A 20,326-nucleotide genomic window follows, 5' to 3' on the forward strand; every position below is an offset into this window, starting at 1 on the left:
CCGCGGTGGGGCATGCCAGATCGCTCACGTTCAAATCGCTGATCTCGCGCATCGTGTTCCTGCACATCGTCGCGGTCGCGGTGGTCGCGATCTTCCTGCCGCTGGTGTTGTTCTGGCTGCTCAATTCCGAGATCGAGCAGCTGCATCGCGATGCCATGCGCGCGCAGGCCGAGGTGCTGGCGGAGCACATCGTCGCGCAGCCGGACGGCACGTTGAGCTTCAACCTGCCCGACAGCCTCAAGGGACTTTATTCGGACGCTTACGGCCGCTACCAGTTCGACATTCGCGATGCCGACGGCCGGTTGCTGTTCTCCTCCCACCGTCGCCCGGCCGCTGTGGCGCAACCACGCTTCTCGGAAACCATCTCCGGTGCGGGCGTCACCCGGCATATTGCCGGCAAGACGGTGCGCATCCGGGTCGCCGAGGACCTCGCGCACCGCGACGTCATCACCGACGACATCGTCTCGAATTTCTTCCGGCGGGTGGGGTGGATCACCATTCCGATCCTCCTGGTCCTGCTTGCCACCGACATCATCATCTTCCGCCGAGCGATTGCGCCGCTGTGGAAGGCCTCGGAGGAGGCCAGCAATATCGGCCCGGCGCGCATCGACATCCGCCTGCCGACGGCGCAGATTCCGCGCGAGATCATGCCGCTCGTCACCGCCGTCAACCAGGCGCTCGACCGCCTGGAGGAGGGCTTTCGGCTGCAGCGGCAATTCACGGCGGATGCCGCGCATCAACTACGCACACCGCTTGCGATCCTGCGCACGCGGATTGAGACGCTTGACGATCGTGCGGCACAGCAGGCGCTGCATGCCGACATCGAAATCATGAGCCGGCTCGTCGCGCAGCTCCTGGAGATCGCCGAGCTCGACACGTTGGTGCGCGATCCCGGCGAGATCGCGGATCTGCGCGCTGTCTGCGCCGAGGTGGTCGGTTCGATCGCGCCCTTTGCAATCGCGCAGCACAAGGACATTGCGCTGAAGGGCACCGACGCGCCGGTATTGATCCATGGCAATTCCGAGATGATCCAGCGCGCCATCTTCAACCTCGCCGAAAACGCCATCAAGTTCACGGTGAAGGACACCTCGGTTGACGTCGAGGTGCGCGAGGACGGTTCGGTGCGCGTGCGCGATTGCGGCCCGGGCATCGCGGAAGCCGAGCGCGAGCTGATCTTCCAGCGCTTCTGGCGCGCCGACCGCAGGCGCAGCGACGGCGCAGGCCTGGGGCTCTCGATCGTGCGCGCGGTGGCGGACGATCACGGCGCGACGATCGCGGTGGCAAACCTTTCCGGCGGCGGCGCGGAGTTCACGCTGCGGTTTCGGCCGGCGAACGAGGTGGCCTCTTTACCCTCCCCCTCCAGGGGAGGGTAAGAGGGCAGCAGTCGCGCCATCCTTTGCTACTTCTGCGGCGGGCCGAGATCGAGCGGCGGCAGGTCGATCTGCGGCACCTCGATCTTGATCGTGTTGGGGTCGATGTTCGACTGGACGCCCTTGTAGTGCATCACCATCGCGGGGAATGCGATCACCAGGCCGACCATGATGATCTGGATGATGACGAACGGGACCGCGCCCCAATAGATCTGGCCCGTGGTGACGGGATCCATCCTCTTGCCGGTGAGGCGATCGGTGTATCGCTCCTTCGGCGCGACCGATCGCAGATAGAACAGCGCGAAGCCGAACGGCGGATGCATGAACGAAGTCTGCATGTTGACGCCGAGAATGACGCCGAACCAGATCAGATCGATGCCGAGGTGCTCGGCGGCAGGTCCGAGCAGCGGGATCACGATGAAGGCCAGCTCGAAGAAGTCGAGGAAGAAGGCCAACACGAAAACAAGCGCGTTGACGAAGATCAGGAAGCCGACCTGGCCGCCGGGCAGGGAGGTGAGCAGGTGCTCGACCCAGACATGGCCGTTGACGCCGTAGAAGGTGAGCGAAAAGATGCGGGCGCCGACCAGGATGAATACGACGAAAGCCGACAGCTTGGCGGTCGATTCCGTGGCTTGCCGGATCAGGTCCCAGCTCAGCCGGCGCTTCGCGGCGCCGAGGAGGAGGGCGCCGGCGGCACCCATCGCGCCGCCTTCGGTCGGCGTCGCAATACCGATGAAGATCGTGCCCAGCACCAGGAAGATCAGGAACAGCGGCGGCACCATCACGAAGGTGGTCTGCTGCGCCATTTTCGAGAGGAAACGGAAACCGGTCAGCTTGTCGATTACCCAGTTCAGCACGGCGACGGCGAACGCGAAGACGATGCCGTAGAACATGCTGAGCACGACGTAATCGGCGCCATGCGTGCTCGAATTGCGCATCATGAACCATCCGAACACGCAGCTCGCGAGGAACAGCATGCCGAGGGAGACGAGGCCGCGGCCGCCGTCGTCTTCGCGGAAGCCAATGGCCTCCTTGGGCAGGCCCGGAGCGGCTTTCGGGAAGATCATGCTGACGAGGAAGGCATAGGAGGCGTAGAGGGCGGCGAGCACGAGGCCGGGGATGAAAGCGCCCTCGTACATGTCGCCGACGGACTTGCCGAGCTGGTCGGCCATGACGATCAGGACGAGCGAGGGAGGAATGATCTGGGCCAGCGTGCCGGACGCGGCGATGACGCCGGATGCCACGCGACGGTCATAGCCATAGCGCAACATGATCGGCAGTGAGATCAGACCCATCGAGATCACGGAGGCGGCGACCACGCCCGTCGTCGCGGCGAGCAGCGCGCCGACGAAGATCACGGCATAGGCAAGGCCGCCGCGGATGGTACCGAACAATTGGCCGATCGTGTCCAGCAGGTCCTCGGCCATGCCCGAGCGCTCCAGCACCAGTCCCATGAAGGTGAAGAACGGGATGGCGAGCAGCGTGTCGTTGTTCATCACGCCGTAGACCCGCTCCGGCAGGGCCTGGAGAAAGTCGGGATGGAACTGGCCGAGCTCGACGCCGATCACGGCGAAGAACAGGCCGACGGCGCCGAGCGAGAATGCCGCGGGATAGCCGAGCAGCAGCACGACGACCAGCGACACGAACATGATGGGCGCCATATTGGCGATGATGAATGCGGTCATGATTTCCCCTAAACCGTCGCCAACCGCTACTTCTTCTCGATCGCTTCGACGAGATGCTCGACTTCCGCCTCCAGCGCCGACACCTGGGATTCATGCGGGTCCGGCATCAATCCGCGCATCACCGCAATCCGCTTGATCAGCTCGGAGATGCCTTGCACGAGCAGCATAGCGAATCCGATCATGATCAGGGATTTGGCGGGCCATTGCGGCAGGCCGCCGGCGTTGCCGGATTGCTCGTTGATGTGGAAGGAGCGCTGGAAGAACGGCACTCCGGTGATGATCATGACGATGCAGATCGGAATGAGGAAGAACAGGTGACCGACCACGTCGATCACGTTGCGGGTCTTCTTCGGCAGCGCGTTGTTCACGATGTCGATGCGGATGTGCTCGTTGTCGAGCAGCGTCCAGGGCGAGCAGAGCAGGAAGACGATGCTGAAGAGCACCCATTGCAGCTCGAGCCACGAATTCGACGACGTGTCGAACGTCTTGCGGATGATCGCGTTGACTGCCGAGATGATCACGGCGAGCACGATCAGCCAAGCGACACGCTTGCCGGTCCAGCGCGTGAACGCGTCGATCCTGCTGCTCAGCTTAAGGAGCGCTTGCAACGATAGGTCCTCCCCCGATTGTGCCCCGGCCGTCTTGACTGCGCCGAGATGGCGCGTGGCTTGTCTCGCCGCGCAGGCATGAGGCAGCCGCACCAAACCAGCGGGCGTGCCGCCAGTCAATCGGAAGTTTGTTGATAATTAAGGGGGATAAGGCCGTAGTCCGACGGTGTTAGCCGCCGGTGACGCTCATGTGCCTGGACACGCTGGGTCGGTCGTGGCGCCGATCGATGATGAAATCGTGCCCCTTGGGCTTCAGCCCGATGGCGCGGTCGATCGCATCCGCAAGCAGCAGGTCGTCAGGAGATGCACGCAGAGGTTTGCGCAAGTCGGAGGCGTCCTCGTGGCCGAGGCAGGTGTGCAGCGTCCCCGTGCAGGTGACGCGCACCCGGTTGCAGGATTCGCAGAAATTGTGGGTCATCGGCGTGATGAAGCCGAGCTTGCCGCCGGTTTCGGCGATGCTGACATAGCGGGCCGGACCGCCGGTGCTCTCTAGCAGATCCGTCAGCGTGAATTGCTGGGCGAGGCGGGCGCGCACCAGCGACAGCGGCAGATACTGGTCGATCCGTCCCGATCCGATCTCGCCCATCGGCATGACCTCGATCAGCGTCAGGCCCATGCCCTTGCCGTGGGCCCAGCGCATCAGTTCGGGCAGCTCGTCCTCGTTGAGGTTCTTCAGGGCGACGGCGTTGATCTTCACCGCGAGCCCTGCGGCGCGCGCGGCCTCGATACCCTCGAGCACTTTGTCGATCTCGCCCCAACGGGTGATCTCGCGAAACTTCCCGGGGTCGAGCGTGTCGAGGGAGACGTTGATGCGGCGGACACCGCAATCGGCGAGCTCGCGCGCGTGTTTTGCAAGCTGGGTGCCGTTGGTGGTCAGCGTCAGCTCGTTCAATGCGCCGGTCGAAAGATGCCGCGACAGCGAGCGCACCAGCGTCATCACGTTGCGGCGGACTAGGGGCTCGCCGCCGGTGAGCCGCAGCTTCTTCACGCCCTTGGCGATGAAGGCCGTGCAGAGCCGGTCAAGTTCCTCCAGCGTCAGGAGGTCGGCCTTGGGCAGGAACGTCATGTCTTCCGACATGCAGTAGAAGCAGCGCAGATCGCAGCGGTCGGTGACCGACACACGCAGATAGCTGATGGTCCGCCCGAACGGATCGGTCATCGCGCCCGACAGCGCGGCACGGGGGCTCGCAGAAAGTCCGTTCATACCAAATGCCTTGTCACTTACGGCGACGGGCGCACCTTTGCTTCAGCGGTGCTGAGAAAGCAATCTAAGCATCGGACGCGGCTAGGACAATCGGGTGGTATGGGGCAGATCAGCGCTTGCCCGCATTCGGATCGGGGAACGGCGAGGCCGCGGCGGGCGCAGCATCGGCCGGCGCTACGGCGGGCGCGGCTGGTTTGGGCTTCTTCGGCCGGTGCGGCTTGCGGACCGGTTTCGGCGGCACCGCCGGCTGGAGTTCCGCAAACACCGGATTCGGATCGGTGGTGACGGAGGCGGGGGTGGTGAAATCGCCGGGATTCCTGACCACATTCACCGGCACGCTCGCCGGCTGGTACTTGGGCAGGGCGAAAGCGACCGTGAAGGGCGCATCGGGGGCGGGAACCGAGACCGAGCAGGGGGTCTTGCAGCCCTGACCGAGTGAGGTCGTGGCGTCAGCACCGGGAGGATTGGATTCGAGCCTGACCTGGACGGTCGGCGGCGCCGATTTGAACATATCCCAAGACATTGATGAGCAGCCACCCAGGCTCGCTCCCGCTAACGCAATCGCGATGACACGACGCATGAACCATCCACTTCTATTGCGACGAACCGCCACATCCCCGGGGCGACCTTAAGAGTGTCGTTTGGGGCAGGCAATTGGCGCGCGGCGCATAGATAATAGATGGTTAATGCAGGGGTGCTGCGAAATAACCTAGTCGTATCAGCTGGTTGCGACGGATGAAGCCGTCATCAGGCTGACGGCGGCCGCCGGCAGGTCGCGCATGTGATGGATCAGCCGGTCCGGCTTCAACTCGGCGATCGGCACGTCGGTGTAGCCGAAGCTGACCCCGATGACGGGCACTCCAGCCCGCCGGGCGACCCCGACATCGGTGCCTGCATCGCCGACCATGATGCTGGCTTTCACGTCTCCACCGGCCCGGGCCACGGTCTCGCGGAAAATGGTCGGATCGGGCTTCTGGACGCCAAAAGTGTCCGCCCCGCAGATCGCCGCGAATCGGCGGCTGAGGTCGAGCTGGTCCAGCAGCCGCTTCGACAGCCATTCCAGCTTGTTGGTGCAGACCGCAAGGCGATGGCCTCGCGCCGAAAACTGGTCGAGTGCGGCCTCGAGCCCCTCGAAGGGACGGGATTCGACCGCGATATGGTCGGCGTAATAGGCGATGAAATCCGCGGTCATCCGGTCCATGTCCGCGGGTGTGACGGCGCGGCCCTCGGCCTCCAGCCCCCGCTCGATCAGCTTGCGGGCGCCGGCGCCGATCATGTTGCGGGCCGAGGCCATCGGCACGGGCGGCAGACCTTCGCGGTCGAGCACGTAGTTCAGGGCGGTGATCAGGTCGGGCGCCGTATCCACGAGCGTGCCGTCGAGATCGAAGACGATGGTGTGAGGGCAAGTCCCTTTGAAGGAGGTCATGATCCAAGCGCTACCGGCCCGGTCGTATCCGCGCAAGGGGCGGGCCCATAAGATCACCTTATAGGCCTGTTCCCGCGAGGAAAACGAGGCTACATAGGCCGCCGAAAGCGGCCGCGATCGGCGGCTCATCCTCCGAATTCAGGGGCGGGCGCACACGTGAACATGGACCAGTTGAAGCGGCAGGCTGCTGCGCGCGCCCTCGAGGAGGTGCGCGACGGCATGCAGCTCGGGCTCGGCACCGGCTCGACTGCCAAGCATTTCGTCGAGCTGCTCGGCGAGCGAGTCGCCGCCGGGCTCAAGGTGGTCGGCGTACCAACCTCCGAAGCGACGCGCGCTGATGCGGAACGTTGCGGCGTGCCGCTGACGACGTTGGATGAGATCGACCATCTCGACATCACCGTGGATGGTGCCGACGAAATCGATCCCGAGCTCAATCTGATCAAGGGCGGCGGCGGCGCGCTGCTGCGCGAAAAGATCGTGGCGGCCGCCTCGGATCGCATGATCGTGATTGCCGACGACACCAAGTGGGTGCCGACGCTCGGCAAGTTTCCGCTGCCGGTCGAGGTCGTCCCGTTCGGGCTTGGTGCGACGCGCCGGGCGATCGAAAAGGCATTTGCCGAATGCGGCGTTTCCGGGCAAATGGCGGTCCGCAAGGACAAAGGCGGCCACGTTTTCGTCACCGATGGTGCCCACTGGATCATCGATGCCCAGCTCGGACGTATTGTGGATCCCCCCGGTCTCGCCAAGGCGTTGAGCGCCATCCCCGGGGTGGTCGAGCATGGTTTGTTCATCGGCTTGGCCAGCTCGGCCGTTCTGGCGGGCGGCGAAGGAATTCGCGTGATTGAACGGCGCAAGCCGAAAGGAGACCAGGAATGAAGAACGTGTTGAAATTCTTGCCGGCCGCGACTCTCGCTGTGGGACTGGCCGTTTCGGCCGCCCCGGCCGTCGCCCAGCAGCCGGCCCAGCCCAAGGCTGCCGCCTCACCGGCCCAGCCGAAGGCATCGCCGGCCGCGATCGCGGCGGCCAGGGAGATTCTGCAGATCAAGAACGCCACCGCGATGTATGCCGGTGCCGTGCCCGGCGTCGTCGAGAAGACCAAGATCGCGCTGATCCAGCAGAACCTCAACTACCAGAAGGAGCTCAACGAGGTCGCCCCGATCGTGGCCCAGCAGCTCAACGGCCGCCAGAACGAGATCGGCGAAGGCATGGCCCAGATCTATGCCAGCGAGTTCACCGAGCAGGAGCTGAAGGACCTCGTCACCTTCTACAGGTCGCCGCTTGGCAAGAAGCTGATCGAGGCCGAGCCGCGCGCCATCGGTCTCAGCATGGCCTTCATGAACTCCTGGGCCCAGAACTTCTCCGAGACTGTGATGGGCGCCTTCCGTGCCGAGATGCGCAAGCGTGGCAAGGAGATCTGACAGCACCTATCTGATCAGTAATTCCCTGATAGGGGTCGGAGTGGACAATGGCTGAATTCGACGTCGACCTCTTCGTCATCGGTGGTGGTTCGGGCGGCGTGCGCGCCGCCCGCATCGCGGCCGGACACGGCGCCCGCGTGATGATCGCGGAAGAGTACCGCATGGGCGGCACCTGCGTGATCCGCGGCTGCGTGCCGAAGAAGCTGTTCGTGATCGGCTCGCATTTTCGTCAGGACCTCGAGGACGCCGCGGGTTTCGGCTGGACCGTTCCTCCGGCCAGCTTCGACTGGCCGACGCTGATCGCCAACAAGGACAAGGAGATCGCGCGGCTGGAGGCGGCTTACACGACGAATGTCGAGAAGTCGGGCGCGCAGATCATCAAGAGCCGCGCGGTGATCGAAGACAAGCACACCGTCCGCCTGCTCGAGAACGACAAGAGGATCACCGCAAGATACATCCTGATTGCCACCGGCGGCGCGCCCAACCACGGCGCCGCGATTCCCGGCATCGAGCACGTGATTTCCTCCAACGAGGCGTTTCACCTTGCGAGACTGCCGAAGCGGATTGTGATCCAGGGCGGCGGCTACATCGCGCTGGAATTCGCCGGCATCTTCGCCGGCTTCGGCTCCGACGTCACCGTGATCTACCGCGGCGACAACATCCTTCGCGGTTTTGACGAGGATGTCCGGGCCCATGTCCGCAGCGAGATGGAGAAGCAGGGCATCACCATTCTCACCGGCTGCACGGTGACCAAGGTCGATCGCCACGGCGAGGGCTTCACCACCCATCTGTCGAACGGATCGAGCATTGGCTCCGATCAGGTGATGTTCGCCATCGGCCGCCATCCCAACGTCGCCAATCTCGGCCTGGAGAAGGCCGGCGTCGCCATCAACCCGAACAATGGCGGCATCGCCGTCGATCATTTCTCCAGGAGCTCGGTCGACAGCATCTATGCGATCGGCGACGTCACCCACCGCTTCAACCTGACGCCGGTCGCGATCCGCGAGGGCCATGCCTTTGCCGACACCGTGTTTGGCAAGCGTGAGGTCACGGTCGATCACGCCAACATCCCGACCGCGGTGTTCTCGCAGCCGGAGGTCGGCACGGTTGGTCTGACGGAGACCGAGGCGCGCGCGCAATTCAGCCACGTCGACATCTACAAGACGACGTTCCGCCCCATCAAGGCGACGATGTCGGGCCGCGACACCCGCGTGCTGATGAAGCTGGTCGTCGATGGCGCGACTGATCGCGTGCTCGGCTGCCACATCGTCGGCGATGCCGCCGCCGAGATCACGCAAGCTGTCGCGATCGCGGTGAAGATGAAGGCGACCAAGGCCGATTTCGATGCGACCATCGCGCTGCATCCGACCGCGGCCGAAGAGCTCGTCACCATGCGTACGCCGACCGCGCGCCACGTGCGTCAGGCAGCGGAGTAAGCTCGGCGCTCAGCCGTACAGATACCCGACCGGCTTGCCTTCAGTGCGCAGGGGACGGACATCCTTGTGGGTGATGATCCGGCCGGCGAGGCCGTCGATCTCGTCACGCTGCGTCGGCGTCCAGCTGCGCAGCTCGTTCATGCCCTTGAGCAGGCCGAGCCGCAGCACCTGGGTGTTTTCGCCGACACCCGTGAGCCGGATGGAATCCTTGCCCGCCGTCACCACGTCGCCGGCGGAAAGTTCAAAGCTCTCGCCGGCCTTTCTCTCGAATTCGGCCGAGCCGCGAATGACACGATAGATCACGACCTCGCCCTTGGCGAAACAGCTCGCGTCCGCGGCGATCGACGTGCTCTTCGGCAGCAGCGACTGACCGCGCGGGTCGGTTGCGATGATGTGACCGGTGACGAGATGGCCGCTCGGAACCTCGATGCCGATATCGCGCACGTGGACCGGCATGGCCGATTTGACTGCACCATCGGTGAGCGGCTTGAACAGCGCATCCAGCGCCAGGGGGTCCTGGAGCCAGAAGCCTGCATCGGCAGGCCGGTTGTGCAGAGGGTGGCTCCAGGCCACGCGCGGCGTCTCGGCCTCGTTGATCTGGTCCGGACCGACGATGGTCGGGTTCGGAAACGTGGTCGGATCGGTGATGAAGGCTTCGAGAAATTTGCCCGAATAGCCCATCGAGATCGGATCGGGCACCACGGTCTGCGGCGTCTTCAGGTTCTCTTCGGTCGACAGTCCCGACCAGGTGTAGAAGAGCTGGCGGTGGACGATCGCGCTTTGCAGCATCACCGCGCCGGGGCCGACATTGTAGAAGCGTCCGTCATAGTCGAAGGTGAACGCGCCCGAGGTGACCAGCACGAGCTGAAAGCCGCCCGGCGGAAGATGAAGATGAAAATCGGTGGGGCCGGTGTCGGGCCGGTAGATCGGCAGATTGGTCGCGACCTCGTGCAGCAGGAAGGTCTCGTTGTTGGCGTGAAAGCCTTCGTTGGCGCGGTTGTAGAGGGCCTGCGGCCGGTACGTCGCCTCGAACTTCGCATCCCGGTCGCGATCGATCGCCACGAAATCCTGGTCATTGAGGCGCAGCCGCGCGCCGTTCGGATGGGTGAGACCAGTGAATTTGAGATCTCCGGCAGCATGCACGTTCATGGCATTCTCCGATCTGGGGCCGTCCATCCCGGAGCCGGGCGCACGCAGCTTTCCGCTCTCTATCGTGGGCGGGCAGGGAATTGGGCCAAATGCTGTCTTGCGAATTTTGGGCCAGTCGGCGCGCAGTGCGCGTGCAGGCTCGCCGCCCGCACGCGGCGCGTAGGAAAAGCGAGATTGCACCAAAGGTTAGACAACGGGTTCGCCAACCCGCCTGACCTTTCCGCGCAGGTCCGCAAGCTCGGTGGAGCGACGTATCTTGTCTAATTTGTCGGCATGTCCTGCAGGGGCATGCGGCCGTGCAGGTCGCGGCGACAGGCAAATGCCGGCGGCTCAGCGTCTGAAGCGGCTCATTCGAACGACGGACGGGCGCTCCGGTCGGGCTTGCCGGACGGGCTATCCGCCCACTTCGCCATGTCCAGCGTGCGGGCGTCGAGGCCTTCGCACCAGAGACAGCTCGGTTCCGCGCGGCCTTTGGCCGTCAGCATCGGGACAAGCGCATGGCCGCAGCCGGTGCAGGATATGGTGCGATTCATGCGCTTCTCCGCGCTCATCGGATTCAAGGGCGACATCTTCGCTGCCGAAGCTTGCGCGACCGCTATGGCGGCGCAGACGCTCGTTCCCGAGATGTAGATGTAGCGATCAATCGTGACACGGTTGCGATGTCGTCGCCGCTTTCGCGATAGGCGGAGCGTATCGCCTTCGGATCCCGGCTCTGCGCCAGAACGCGAAGAGCGTTGCAGCGCGCCGCGGACGCGGTTTCATCGCTATGGAACCGATGCGGCGGCTGGTCGCAGTCATGTTGCCTTGATTCCGACAGAGCCGCCTTTATGTCTGAGCAGAACAAGAATCCGGGCCCCTCTGGCGAGGACGCCGACCATGTCGGCAAACCTCGTGATGTCGGATGACCTGTCCCGCGCGAATGCGATGGATCGGCCGATCGTCGGGCCTTTGTTCGTTCTCTCCGACTATCCGTCCCCATCGCAGCTCCGTGCGGCCATTTCGCAAGTTAAGGGAGCTACGATGTCTGACGCCAGAACCTCAAATCCGATGGAAATCGAGATCACGGAGCCGTCGAGCCTGAACGAGCAGGCGGCGGTCGCGTTGGTGATCGTGGGCGCGCTGGTTGCGGTTGCCGACCGGCGCGTCTCGCCGGTCGAGCGCGACGAGGTGATCCGTTTCATCAGGGACCGCAAGCTGGCGCCGCACATTTCAGACGAACGGCTCTATGCGATGTTCGATGACCTCGCCGAACGGCTCGAGGAGCCGGATTTTGCCAACGTCGTGATCGACACGCTGCGGCCGGTTTCGAACCTGTCGCTCTCGTCTCATCTGATGGAACTGTCGGAGCGCGTCGCTGCCGCAGACGAGGACGTACATCCCCACGAAGTCCAGGCGATCAAATTGTTGCGTCTGCTGACGCTGGTGCTGCCGCGCGCGAAGCCGGTCGTGCCGGGTGCAGCGGGCGCCGAGCTGCAGGCCGCCCTGAAGGAGTAAGCATGAGCACAGTTTCGGACCAGCGCGCCACGGAAGCCGAGGGCACCACCGGCGAGGTTGCCGGTGGAGATCCGCGCCTGGCCAAGCTCGTCGACCGCCTGCCGCCGCGCATGGGCGACGCCTTCACCTATCTGCTCAGGCCGTCCAGCCGCTGGGTCAGGATCCCCTCGGGCACGCTGCTGGTCGCCGGCGGTGTACTATCCATCCTGCCGCTGCTCGGCGTCTGGATGCTGCCGCTCGGCCTCGCGCTGCTCGCCGAGGACGTACCCGCGCTACGCTCCTCCCGATCCAAGGTCTTCGACTGGATCGAGCGCCGCAAGCCGCATTGGCTCGATCCGTCGACATCGAAGAATGATCAAACATGACTGAATTCATCACCGCCGAGGCGCTGACCGCGCTGTTTCAAGTCGTCCTGATCGATCTCGTGCTCGCCGGCGACAACGCCGTCGTCATCGGCCTCGCCGCGGCGGGCCTGCCGGCCCAGCAGCGCCGCCGCGCCATCATCGTCGGCATCGCCGCCGCCACTGTGCTGCGCATCGTTTTCGCGGGCGTCGCGACCCAGCTCCTGCAAGTGATCGGCCTGCTGCTCGCCGGCGGCGTGCTGCTGCTCTGGGTCTGCTGGAAGATGTGGCGCGAGCTGCGCGAGCAGGCCACGCATTCCGAGCAGCTCGCGTTCAGCCATGGCGGCGGCGCGGATGCCTCGCCGGCACAGCGAAAGACCTTCGGCCAGGCGGCGGTGCAGATCGTCGCAGCCGACGTCTCGATGTCGCTCGACAACGTCCTCGCGGTGGCGGGCGCCGCGCGCGAGCATCCCTACATCCTCGCCTTCGGCCTGTTGCTGTCCGTCGCGATGATGGGTGTCGCCGCCGATCTGCTCGGCCGCGTGCTCCAGAAGCAGCGCTGGGTCGCCTATGTCGGCCTCGCCATCATCATTTACGTCGCCTTCGAGATGATCTATCGGGGCTCGCTCGAGCTCGCGCCTGTCATCGCGAGTCTCTGAAGCGTATTCCTGTCTGCAATCCGGAGCGACCCATGACGTCTGAACCCAAGGCACCTTCGGCGCTGGCCGCGCCAAGGCCGCCGATCGGCCTGTTTCCGAAACTGATCTTCGGCTCGCGCTGGCTGCAATTGCCGCTCTATATCGGCCTCATCGTCGCGCAGGCCGTCTATGTGCTGTTGTTCCTGAAGGAGCTCTGGCACCTGGTCCTGCACTCGTTCGACGCCAGCGAGCAGCAGATCATGCTGGTCGTGCTCGGGCTGATCGACGTCGTGATGATCTCGAACCTTCTGATCATGGTGATCGTGGGCGGATACGAGACTTTCGTTTCCCGGCTGAACCTCAGCGGCCATCCCGACGAGCCGGAATGGCTTGGTCACGTCAATGCCAGCGTGCTCAAGATCAAGCTCGCGATGGCGATCATCGGCATCTCCTCGATCTCGCTGCTCAGGACCTTCATCGAGGCCGGTAATCTCGGCACCAACCGCAGCAATTTCACCGAGAGCGGCGTGATGTGGCAGGTCCTGATCCACATGACCTTCATTGTCTCGGCGATCGGCATCGCCTGGGTCGACCGCCTCAGCGAGAGCGGCCATCGCCGGGAGACCGGCCACGATTGATGACCTGGCCGCCTGATACCTCCCGAGCGGCCGAACCTGGAGCCCGCCTGATCGTCCGGTCCGGCGGGCTCTCTTTTCGAGATCGATAAAATTGTCTGTTGTCCGTTCAGCGGCGGCAAACCCAGCGGACAAGAACCGCGCTGCCTTAAACCTCGATTTTGGAACCGGTCTGCATCCTGCCCGCAAAAGGGCAGGGCATCAGCATGTCAATTCTCAGGGAGATCATCGCAGCGGTCGCAGGAGTCTACGCGCTCCTGTTCGTCTGCGACGCATTGTTCGGCGTCGGCGAGGCACGCTTCGACGACTCATATTACCGCGCCAGCTTCTACGCGCCGCGGCCGAAGGAATTTCGGTTCGCGAGCGACACGCCGCCGGCAGTCCGCGTCAGCGACGCCTTCGCGCAATTCGCGCCGGGTGACGCCAAGCCGAACCGGCGTTACTCGTCTCTTACGACGATCATCCGTTGACGCAGCCTCATTCGCCCTGAATCCATTCCGCCACGCCGCGCCACAGCGTGTCGCGGTGCTCGGGGCGGAAGAAGCCGAAATGTCCGATCGCCTTGGCGCCGACGTCGGACGGCTTGATCGTGAGCACCTCCGGCATGATGGCGGAGAAACCGCTCGCGAGCAGTTCGATCGCGGGGCGCGTGGCCCAGGGATCGTCGGAGAAGCACAGCGCGCGCAGTTCGCCCTTGAACCGGGCGAAATTCTCCAGCGCCGGCAGTCTTGAATCGAACAGATAGCGCGGGCTCGAGACCCATTCGGCCCATTGCAGGAAGACGCCCTTGGGCAAATCCTCGCCGACGCCGGCCCAGCCCGGAGCATAACCGAGCGCGTGCGTTAGCGGTACGCCAACGAGGTTCATGAACGCGAAGACGCGGTATTTTTCCGGCGAGGTCATTAGCCGCCACGTCGCCGCCTGCGAGGCCACGAACGCGGCGCGCGAGATCTCGCTGTTGTTCGCAATCAGTCCGAGCGCCTGGCCGCCGAAGGAATGGCCGACATAGGCAAGCGGCAGGGTGCTATAGCGTTCACGCATCCGGCTGACCGCAGCGGTGACGTCGAGTTCGGCCCAGTCGGACATCGAGGCCTTGAAGCCGACCAGCGATTTGGGCCGGTTGTAGCCGACCATCGCCGGCAGCCGGGAGTCGCCGATGCCGCGATAGTCGTAGGTCAGCACCGCGCAGCCGCGACGGGCGAGGTAGGAGGCAAAGCCCCGATAGATCTTGCGTGGCACGGCGGTCGCCGAATTGATCAGGACCGCATGGCGCTTGGCGCCGCGCGGCAGGAACAGGGTGCCGGTCAGCGCATAGCCGTCGGTCGCGGGGAAGCTGATCTCGTCGATGAAAACGTCGTCCGGTGCCGCATCCATGGGCGGTCAGTATCCTGCCAGTTTCTTTGCCTGCCCCGAGCAAATTCGAATTCAGCTGTTCCCGCAAGGGTTTGCGCTGCGAAATGGATTTACAACTGGCGGTCGGAAGCCAGCCTGTGTATAAGGCGGCCCTCGCAACCCACAGATCAGGTTGTGCTTTTTGCTTCACGGAGAGATTGCGATGTCCGAGCGGTGGACGCCCGAGTCCTGGCGCAGCAAGCCGGTGCTACAGGTGCCCGACTATCCCGACGCCAAGGCTTTGGCCGACGTCGAGGCGCAGCTTGCGACGTTTCCGCCACTGGTGTTCGCAGGCGAGGCGCGCAGTCTGAAAAAGGCGCTGGCGCGGGTTGCGGCGGGCGAGGCCTTCCTGCTCCAGGGCGGCGACTGTGCCGAGAGTTTTGCCGAGCACGGCGCCAACAACATCCGCGACTTCTTCCGCGTGCTGCTGCAGATGGCGGTGGTGCTGACTTATGCCGGTGCCGTTCCCGTGGTGAAGGTCGGCCGCATTGCCGGCCAGTTCGCAAAACCGCGGTCATCGCCGACCGAGAAGGTCAACGGCGTCGAGCTGCCGAGTTATCGCGGCGACATCGTCAACGACATCGCCTTCACCAAGGAAGCGCGCGTGCCGGATCCGCAGCGTCAGCTGATGGCCTATCGCCAGTCGGCGGCGACGCTGAACCTGCTCCGCGCCTTCGCCACCGGCGGCTTCGCCAATCTCGGCAGCGTGCATCAATGGATGCTCGGCTTCCTCAAGGACTCACCGCAGTCCCGCCGCTACAAGGAACTGGCCGACCGCATCTCGGACGCGCTCAACTTCATGCGCGCCTGCGGCCTCGATCTCGAGAGCCATCCCGAACTGCGTGCCACCGATTTCTACACCAGCCACGAGGCGCTGCTGCTCGGCTACGAGCAGGCCATGACCCGCGTCGATTCCACGACCGGCGACTGGTACGCGACCTCGGGCCACATGATCTGGATCGGCGACCGCACCCGTCAGCTCGATCACGGCCATGTCGAATATTTCCGTGGCATCAAGAACCCGATCGGGCTCAAATGCGGCCCCTCGCTGAAGGCCGACGAGCTCTTGAAGCTGATCGACGTGCTCAATCCCGACAACGAGCCGGGCCGGTTGACGCTGATCGGCCGCTTCGGCTCCGACAAGGTCGGCGAGCATCTGCCGAACCTGATCCGCGCCGTGAAGCGCGAGGGCCGGGTGGTGGTCTGGTCGTGCGATCCCATGCACGGCAACACCATCACCTCTACGTCCGGCTACAAGACGCGGCCGTTCGACCGCATCCTGTCCGAGGTGAAGTCGTTCTTCGCGATCCACGCGGCCGAAGGCACCCACGCCGGCGGCGTGCATCTGGAGATGACCGGCCAGAACGTCACCGAGTGTCTCGGCGGCGCCCGCGCGATCACGGACGAGGACCTCAACGACCGCTACCACACGGTCTGCGATCCCCGTCTCAATGCCGAGCAATCCATCGACATGGCTTTCCTGATCGCGGAGCTCCTCAAGCAGGAGCGCGCCGGCAAGGCCCAGCCGATTCCGGTCGCAGCGGGGCTCTAAAACCTTGCTGCGGATCTGGAAGGCCACGATCAATTCCCGGAACGGTCTGGCCTTTGCGTTCCGATCGGAGCAGGCCGTCCGCGAAGAGATCTTTGCGCTCCTGCTGTCGGTGCCGCTCGCCTGGTTCATCGGCGCGACCGCGATGCGCGCGGTCGAGCTGGTCTGTTCCGTCGCCTTCGTTCTGGTCGTCGAGCTGCTCAACACCGCGATCGAGAAGCTCGCCGATCGGCTGACGATGGATCACGACAAGCAGATCGGGCGGGTCAAGGACATGGGCTCGGCCGCGGTCGGCGTCGCGCTGCTGATGGCCGGCGCGTTCTGGATCATCGCCATCATCGAGCGGCTGGGGTTCCTCTAGCCTGGGAATGGGAGCGCCATGACCGAACGTCTCATTGAATTCGCGGTCACGCTCGCCCAGCTCAACCCGACCATGGGCGACATCGAGGGCAATGCCGCCAAGGCGCGTGCCGCGCGTGCGCAGGCCAAGTCCGATGGCGCCGATCTCGTGCTGTTTCCGGAATTGTTCATCGCCGGCTATCCGCCGGAGGACCTGGTGCAGAAGCCGGCCTTCCAGGCCGCCTGCCGCATCGCGATCGAAAGCCTCGCGCGCGAGACCGCGGACGGTGGTCCGGCCATGCTGGTCGGCACGCCCTGGGTCGAGGAGGGCAGGCTCTACAATGCCTGCGCGCTGCTCGACGGCGGCCGCATCGCGAGCTTGCGCTACAAGTGCAACCTGCCGAACTACGGCGTGTTCGACGAGAAGCGACTGTTTGCGCGCGGCCCCGCCGCAGGGCCGGTGACCGTGCGTGGCGTTCGCATCGGCGTGCCGATCTGCGAGGACATCTGGCTGGAGGAGTCCGAGGATTACGAGAACGTGGTCGAGACGCTGGCTGAGACCGGCGCCGAGATCATGCTCGTGCCGAACGGCTCACCTTATGCCCGGGACAAGAACGACGTGCGCCTGTCGGTCGCGGTGGCGCGCGTGACCGAGAGCGGACTGCCGCTGGTCTATCTGAATCAGGTTTGCGGCCAGGACGAGTTGGTGTTCGACGGCGCCTCCTTTGCGCTCAACGGCGATCTCTCGCTTGCGGCGCAATTGCCGGCGTTCGAGGAGAGCATCGTCACGCTGCACTTCACTCGTAACGGCGACGACTGGCGCTGCACGGGCCCGATCGCCGAACTGCCCGAGGGCGACAAGGCCGACTACGCCGCTTGCGTGCTGGGCCTGCGCGACCACGTCACCAAGAACGGCTTTCCCGGCGTGCTGCTCGGGATTTCCGGCGGCATCGATTCCGCTCTGTGCGCGGCGATCGCGGTCGACGCGCTCGGCGCCGACCAGGTGCATGGCGTGATGCTGCCTTATCGGTACACCGCACCACACTCGATCGCCGATGCCGGCGAGCTCGCCGGCCATCTCGGCATTCGTTACGAGGTTTTGCCAATCGCCGAGGCTGTGAACGGCTTCGATGCCATCCTGTCCGGCATCTTCAAGAATCTGCCGCCTGATATCACCGAGGAAAACCTCCAGGCCCGCACTCGCGGCACGCTGCTGATGGCGATCTCCAACAAGACCGGCCTGATGGTGGTGACCACAGGCAACAAGTCGGAAATGTCGGTCGGCTACGCCACGCTCTATGGCGACATGAATGGCGGCTTCAACCCGATCAAGGACATCTACAAGACGCAGGTGTTTCGCCTGGCGGCGTTGCGCAACGGCTGGAAGCCGGAAGGCGCGCTCGGCCCTGCGGGCGAGGTCATTCCGCCTGACATCATCACGCGGCCGCCGACAGCGGAGCTGCGCGAGAACCAGACCGACCAGGACACGCTGCCGCCCTATGACGTGCTCGACGCCATCCTGGAGCGCCTGGTCGAACGCGAGCAGCCGCTGGACCAGATCATTGCCGCCGGCTTCGACCGCGAGATCGTCACCCGCATCGACCATCTGCTCAACGTCGCCGAATACAAGCGCCGCCAGGCCGCGCCCGGCGTGAAGGTGACGGCCAGGAACTTCGGCCGCGACCGCCGCTATCCCATCACCAACCGTTTTCGCGACCGGGGCGAGGGGGTGCCCGCGCCTGACGAAACGCTGGTCTCGCGCGGCAGCAGGGCGTCGATCGACGCGTTCGAGGGGTGAGCTTTCAAAGATGCTTGCGGGGGCGAGGCAGGCGATCTCGCTACTCATTCCGCTGTCATCATCCGCCTTGTGCGCACTTGCGCACTGGGGCGGATGATCCAGAACTCCGCGGCGGACATTGTGAAAACCAACTTCCGCCGCGGAGTACTGGATGCCCCGCCTGCGCGGAGCATGACAGTTGAGATTGGAGCAGGCGCCTTACGCTACTTCTGCTGCTGCGGCAGGAAGGTCGGGCCGACCGAGCGGATCGGCTTGTTCTCGGAGTTCGCAGCGGTGCCCGTATCCACCGGCGGTGCCGCAGCCGACGCATTCGCCGTCGTCGGCGCAGGAGCTGCGCCCTTCTTCGCGTTCGCAGGCGTGCCCTTGTTGAGCCGCTGCTGCTGCATCTTTCTGGCGCTCTCTTCGGTGACGATGATGTCGCCCTGCTGCTCGGCCGCGGCCTTGTCGTCGGCCGATTTCAGCGCATCCGCCCAGGTCTGGCCCGCCGCCTTGCACGAGCAGGACGGGTTGAACTCGGTGCGGAATTTGAATGCGGTCGGTAGCGCGGTGTAGGGCTGCCCGCCGATGGAGACCGCCGAATTCATGTCTTCACCGGGATTGCGATGGGTGTAGAGCACGGCTTCGGCAGCCGGGCACAGCGTCTTGCAGGTCTTCTCGTCGTCGGGGAAGCGCGCCGGCACCGTCGCAAACGAGATCGGGAAATAAGCGCCATCGCAGGTGCGCACGCACACGGTGCGGTAAGTGCCGGATTGCGGCCCGAGATCGGAGGGCGGCGCCCCTTCCGGGTTATTCGGGTTGTTGCCGCCGCCGAACAGATTGCTCAGGAAGTTGCCGCCTCCTTGTGACTGCGCGGCATTGGCATATTGCGGGCCGCAATTGTTCTGCGCCAGCGCCATCAGCACCGAGCGGCGCTGGTTGTCGCGCTCCGGGCTGAAGCCGCCGGGACCGCCGCCGCGCAGCCGCTCGAGACTGCCGGTGATCTGGTCCAGATTGGCGCGCATCTGCTGGATCTGGGTGTTGACCGGGCCGCACTGCGCCGACTGACCGTTGAACAGCGAGAAGAAGCCGGAGGAGTCGCAGCCCATGCGCTTGGCCTGCATGGTGACGCGGTCGAGCTCGGCCTGCTGCTTGGCCTGGGAATCCTGGTAACGGCGGATCTGCTCTTCTCGCGCGGGATCACCGCCGCCGCCACGATCGAGCGCGGCGAGCTGGCCTTCCAGCCGCACGCACATCGGGTTCGGTCCGAGCCCGTTCTGGCCGGGCTGAGGCGGCGGCCCGGGCGGTCCGGCCTGCGCGAATGCGCCGGTGGCGAGCATGACCGCGCTCAGGAGCACGGTGCAGGCGAGGAAGCGGGCACGGGGCAGGGACAACAATTCAGGCATATCCGCCATTCTAGCGAGGTCACGGCCCAATGTGACGTTCCAAGTGACTTTGGGGGGCCGAAGCGCGCCCTCCAATAGCCTCTTCCTGCGGCATCGTCACGTCGTTTCAAGGGCCAAAGATTGGGCCTAAGGTCCGCCAGCTTCGAGCGAATTCAGCGCTGGCAGGTGATTGCGACATATTCGTCGCAACGGCCTTGAGAGCAGTTTGCGCCGGTTTTGGGGACAGAGCCGGTAATTTCGTCGGGATCGACCCGGCGATAGCTTGATGCCTGGGCAAAATCTCGTGACTGGCAATAGGTGCGCGCGACGGAGGCGCCGCATTTCTCGCCCCTGGCCAGGCACTGGTCGCTGCCATGGCCGTCTACCTGATTGGCGATGATGAAGACGCGGGTCTCGGCGAACGCGCTGGATGCCGCAAGGGTGAAGGCGCAGGAAATGAACGCGAGCAAGGATCGCATGAAA

22 protein-coding genes are annotated in these 20,326 nt (G+C 64.7%); 12 read left to right on the forward strand and 10 right to left on the reverse strand.

The window, feature by feature from the left end:
- Positions 1–5: 5 nt before the first annotated feature.
- A complete protein-coding gene (locus ACSHT2_RS34235; protein WP_440642995.1) occupies positions 6–1,373 on the forward strand; it encodes an ATP-binding protein in 1,368 nt (455 codons plus the stop codon).
- 26 nt (positions 1,374–1,399) lie between these two features.
- Here the strand turns inward: ACSHT2_RS34235 and ACSHT2_RS34240 are convergent, their stop codons facing one another.
- From ACSHT2_RS34240 to ACSHT2_RS34260, 5 genes are all read right to left on the reverse strand, one after another.
- The gene (locus ACSHT2_RS34240) at positions 1,400–3,055 is read right to left on the reverse strand and encodes a TRAP transporter large permease (RefSeq protein ID WP_440639494.1); all 1,656 of its coding nucleotides are present in this window, start codon (positions 3,053–3,055) and stop codon (positions 1,400–1,402) included.
- 26 nt (positions 3,056–3,081) lie between these two features.
- Positions 3,082–3,663: a TRAP transporter small permease subunit gene (locus tag ACSHT2_RS34245; protein WP_440639496.1), complete on the reverse strand. Its 582-nt coding sequence runs from the start codon at positions 3,661–3,663 to the stop codon at positions 3,082–3,084.
- Between the two features lie 169 nt (positions 3,664–3,832).
- Positions 3,833–4,867 (reverse strand): GTP 3',8-cyclase MoaA, encoded by a 1,035-nt coding sequence (moaA, locus tag ACSHT2_RS34250; RefSeq protein ID WP_440639498.1) that lies wholly within the window; start codon positions 4,865–4,867, stop codon positions 3,833–3,835.
- A 109-nt stretch (positions 4,868–4,976) separates the two neighbouring features.
- Entirely contained in the window at positions 4,977–5,447 is a 471-nt protein-coding gene (locus ACSHT2_RS34255) for a hypothetical protein (protein ID WP_440639500.1), read from the reverse strand.
- A gap of 138 nt (positions 5,448–5,585) precedes the next feature.
- Positions 5,586–6,293 (reverse strand): HAD family hydrolase, encoded by a 708-nt coding sequence (locus ACSHT2_RS34260; protein ID WP_440639502.1) that lies wholly within the window; start codon positions 6,291–6,293, stop codon positions 5,586–5,588.
- Positions 6,294–6,449: 156 nt separating this feature from the next.
- Here ACSHT2_RS34260 and rpiA point away from each other — a divergent pair, with 156 nt between their 5' ends.
- From rpiA to gor, 3 genes are read left to right on the forward strand one after another with little or no spacing between them, the layout of a single operon-like run.
- On the forward strand, positions 6,450–7,169 hold the full coding sequence (gene rpiA / locus ACSHT2_RS34265; RefSeq protein ID WP_440639504.1) for a ribose-5-phosphate isomerase RpiA: 720 nt from the start codon (positions 6,450–6,452) through the stop codon (positions 7,167–7,169).
- On the forward strand, positions 7,166–7,711 hold the full coding sequence (locus tag ACSHT2_RS34270; protein ID WP_440639506.1) for a DUF2059 domain-containing protein: 546 nt from the start codon (positions 7,166–7,168) through the stop codon (positions 7,709–7,711). Before rpiA ends, ACSHT2_RS34270 begins: the two co-directional genes overlap by 4 nt.
- Before the next feature lie 47 nt (positions 7,712–7,758).
- Positions 7,759–9,147, forward strand: a complete 1,389-nt coding sequence (gene gor / locus ACSHT2_RS34275) for a glutathione-disulfide reductase (protein WP_440639507.1) — start codon at positions 7,759–7,761, stop codon at positions 9,145–9,147.
- A 9-nt stretch (positions 9,148–9,156) separates the two neighbouring features.
- Here gor and ACSHT2_RS34280 read toward each other — a convergent pair whose 3' ends face one another.
- Positions 9,157–10,296 (reverse strand): hypothetical protein, encoded by a 1,140-nt coding sequence (locus tag ACSHT2_RS34280; RefSeq protein ID WP_440639509.1) that lies wholly within the window; start codon positions 10,294–10,296, stop codon positions 9,157–9,159.
- Positions 10,297–10,643: 347 nt separating this feature from the next.
- Positions 10,644–10,829, reverse strand: a complete 186-nt coding sequence (locus ACSHT2_RS34285; protein WP_440639510.1) for a hypothetical protein — start codon at positions 10,827–10,829, stop codon at positions 10,644–10,646.
- A gap of 487 nt (positions 10,830–11,316) precedes the next feature.
- On the opposite strand from ACSHT2_RS34285, the gene ACSHT2_RS34290 reads away from it, so the two are divergent.
- The 5 genes from ACSHT2_RS34290 to ACSHT2_RS34310 all read left to right on the forward strand — a co-directional run bounded on the left by ACSHT2_RS34290 (position 11,317) and on the right by ACSHT2_RS34310 (position 13,874).
- Positions 11,317–11,790 carry a TerB family tellurite resistance protein gene (locus ACSHT2_RS34290; RefSeq protein ID WP_440639512.1) on the forward strand — a complete coding sequence of 158 codons (474 nt, stop codon included), beginning with the start codon at positions 11,317–11,319 and terminating at the stop codon, positions 11,788–11,790.
- Between the two features lie 2 nt (positions 11,791–11,792).
- The gene (locus ACSHT2_RS34295; RefSeq protein WP_440639514.1) at positions 11,793–12,155 is read left to right on the forward strand and encodes a hypothetical protein; all 363 of its coding nucleotides are present in this window, start codon (positions 11,793–11,795) and stop codon (positions 12,153–12,155) included.
- Positions 12,152–12,790: a TerC family protein gene (locus ACSHT2_RS34300; protein WP_440639515.1), complete on the forward strand. Its 639-nt coding sequence runs from the start codon at positions 12,152–12,154 to the stop codon at positions 12,788–12,790. Before ACSHT2_RS34295 ends, ACSHT2_RS34300 begins: the two co-directional genes overlap by 4 nt.
- 32 nt (positions 12,791–12,822) lie before the next feature.
- Positions 12,823–13,407 (forward strand): TIGR00645 family protein, encoded by a 585-nt coding sequence (locus ACSHT2_RS34305; RefSeq protein WP_440639517.1) that lies wholly within the window; start codon positions 12,823–12,825, stop codon positions 13,405–13,407.
- Positions 13,408–13,610: 203 nt separating this feature from the next.
- Positions 13,611–13,874, forward strand: a complete 264-nt coding sequence (locus ACSHT2_RS34310; protein WP_440639519.1) for a hypothetical protein — start codon at positions 13,611–13,613, stop codon at positions 13,872–13,874.
- Positions 13,875–13,881: 7 nt separating this feature from the next.
- On the opposite strand, the gene ACSHT2_RS34315 is transcribed toward ACSHT2_RS34310, so the two are convergent.
- Positions 13,882–14,778, reverse strand: a complete 897-nt coding sequence (locus tag ACSHT2_RS34315) for an alpha/beta hydrolase family protein (protein WP_440639521.1) — start codon at positions 14,776–14,778, stop codon at positions 13,882–13,884.
- Positions 14,779–14,959: 181 nt separating this feature from the next.
- Here ACSHT2_RS34315 and ACSHT2_RS34320 point away from each other — a divergent pair, with 181 nt between their 5' ends.
- From ACSHT2_RS34320 to ACSHT2_RS34330, 3 genes are read left to right on the forward strand one after another with little or no spacing between them, the layout of a single operon-like run.
- Positions 14,960–16,348 (forward strand): class II 3-deoxy-7-phosphoheptulonate synthase, encoded by a 1,389-nt coding sequence (locus tag ACSHT2_RS34320; RefSeq protein WP_440639523.1) that lies wholly within the window; start codon positions 14,960–14,962, stop codon positions 16,346–16,348.
- Positions 16,349–16,352: 4 nt separating this feature from the next.
- Positions 16,353–16,706 carry a diacylglycerol kinase gene (locus tag ACSHT2_RS34325; RefSeq protein WP_028179961.1) on the forward strand — a complete coding sequence of 118 codons (354 nt, stop codon included), beginning with the start codon at positions 16,353–16,355 and terminating at the stop codon, positions 16,704–16,706.
- Between the two features lie 18 nt (positions 16,707–16,724).
- The gene (locus tag ACSHT2_RS34330) at positions 16,725–18,482 is read left to right on the forward strand and encodes an NAD+ synthase (protein WP_440639525.1); all 1,758 of its coding nucleotides are present in this window, start codon (positions 16,725–16,727) and stop codon (positions 18,480–18,482) included.
- A gap of 203 nt (positions 18,483–18,685) precedes the next feature.
- On the opposite strand, the gene ACSHT2_RS34335 is transcribed toward ACSHT2_RS34330, so the two are convergent.
- Both ACSHT2_RS34335 and ACSHT2_RS34340 read right to left on the reverse strand, forming a co-directional pair.
- Positions 18,686–19,873 (reverse strand): DUF2865 domain-containing protein, encoded by a 1,188-nt coding sequence (locus ACSHT2_RS34335; RefSeq protein ID WP_440639527.1) that lies wholly within the window; start codon positions 19,871–19,873, stop codon positions 18,686–18,688.
- A 143-nt stretch (positions 19,874–20,016) separates the two neighbouring features.
- Positions 20,017–20,322 carry a hypothetical protein gene (locus ACSHT2_RS34340; RefSeq protein WP_440639528.1) on the reverse strand — a complete coding sequence of 102 codons (306 nt, stop codon included), beginning with the start codon at positions 20,320–20,322 and terminating at the stop codon, positions 20,017–20,019.
- Positions 20,323–20,326: the final 4 nt, after the last annotated feature.

The sequence above is a fragment of the Bradyrhizobium sp. PUT101 genome (assembly GCF_052043945.1).
In the GTDB taxonomy this organism is placed as follows: Bacteria; Pseudomonadota; Alphaproteobacteria; order Rhizobiales; family Xanthobacteraceae; genus Bradyrhizobium.

Coding starts and splice junctions, on each gene's coding strand:
- ACSHT2_RS34240 (WP_440639494.1), bottom strand. CDS start 3,055: ATGACCGCATTCATCATCGCCAATATGGCGCCCATCATGTTCGTGTCG.
- moaA (WP_440639498.1), bottom strand. CDS start 4,867: ATGAACGGACTTTCTGCGAGCCCCCGTGCCGCGCTGTCGGGCGCGATG.
- ACSHT2_RS34255 (WP_440639500.1), bottom strand. CDS start 5,447: ATGCGTCGTGTCATCGCGATTGCGTTAGCGGGAGCGAGCCTGGGTGGC.
- ACSHT2_RS34260 (WP_440639502.1), bottom strand. CDS start 6,293: ATGACCTCCTTCAAAGGGACTTGCCCTCACACCATCGTCTTCGATCTC.
- ACSHT2_RS34270 (WP_440639506.1), top strand. CDS start 7,166: ATGAAGAACGTGTTGAAATTCTTGCCGGCCGCGACTCTCGCTGTGGGA.
- gor (WP_440639507.1), top strand. CDS start 7,759: ATGGCTGAATTCGACGTCGACCTCTTCGTCATCGGTGGTGGTTCGGGC.
- ACSHT2_RS34280 (WP_440639509.1), bottom strand. CDS start 10,296: ATGAACGTGCATGCTGCCGGAGATCTCAAATTCACTGGTCTCACCCAT.
- ACSHT2_RS34285 (WP_440639510.1), bottom strand. CDS start 10,829: ATGAATCGCACCATATCCTGCACCGGCTGCGGCCATGCGCTTGTCCCG.
- ACSHT2_RS34290 (WP_440639512.1), top strand. CDS start 11,317: ATGTCTGACGCCAGAACCTCAAATCCGATGGAAATCGAGATCACGGAG.
- ACSHT2_RS34295 (WP_440639514.1), top strand. CDS start 11,793: ATGAGCACAGTTTCGGACCAGCGCGCCACGGAAGCCGAGGGCACCACC.
- ACSHT2_RS34300 (WP_440639515.1), top strand. CDS start 12,152: ATGACTGAATTCATCACCGCCGAGGCGCTGACCGCGCTGTTTCAAGTC.
- ACSHT2_RS34305 (WP_440639517.1), top strand. CDS start 12,823: ATGACGTCTGAACCCAAGGCACCTTCGGCGCTGGCCGCGCCAAGGCCG.
- ACSHT2_RS34310 (WP_440639519.1), top strand. CDS start 13,611: ATGTCAATTCTCAGGGAGATCATCGCAGCGGTCGCAGGAGTCTACGCG.
- ACSHT2_RS34315 (WP_440639521.1), bottom strand. CDS start 14,778: ATGGATGCGGCACCGGACGACGTTTTCATCGACGAGATCAGCTTCCCC.
- ACSHT2_RS34320 (WP_440639523.1), top strand. CDS start 14,960: ATGTCCGAGCGGTGGACGCCCGAGTCCTGGCGCAGCAAGCCGGTGCTA.
- ACSHT2_RS34330 (WP_440639525.1), top strand. CDS start 16,725: ATGACCGAACGTCTCATTGAATTCGCGGTCACGCTCGCCCAGCTCAAC.
- ACSHT2_RS34335 (WP_440639527.1), bottom strand. CDS start 19,873: ATGGCGGATATGCCTGAATTGTTGTCCCTGCCCCGTGCCCGCTTCCTC.
- ACSHT2_RS34340 (WP_440639528.1), bottom strand. CDS start 20,322: ATGCGATCCTTGCTCGCGTTCATTTCCTGCGCCTTCACCCTTGCGGCA.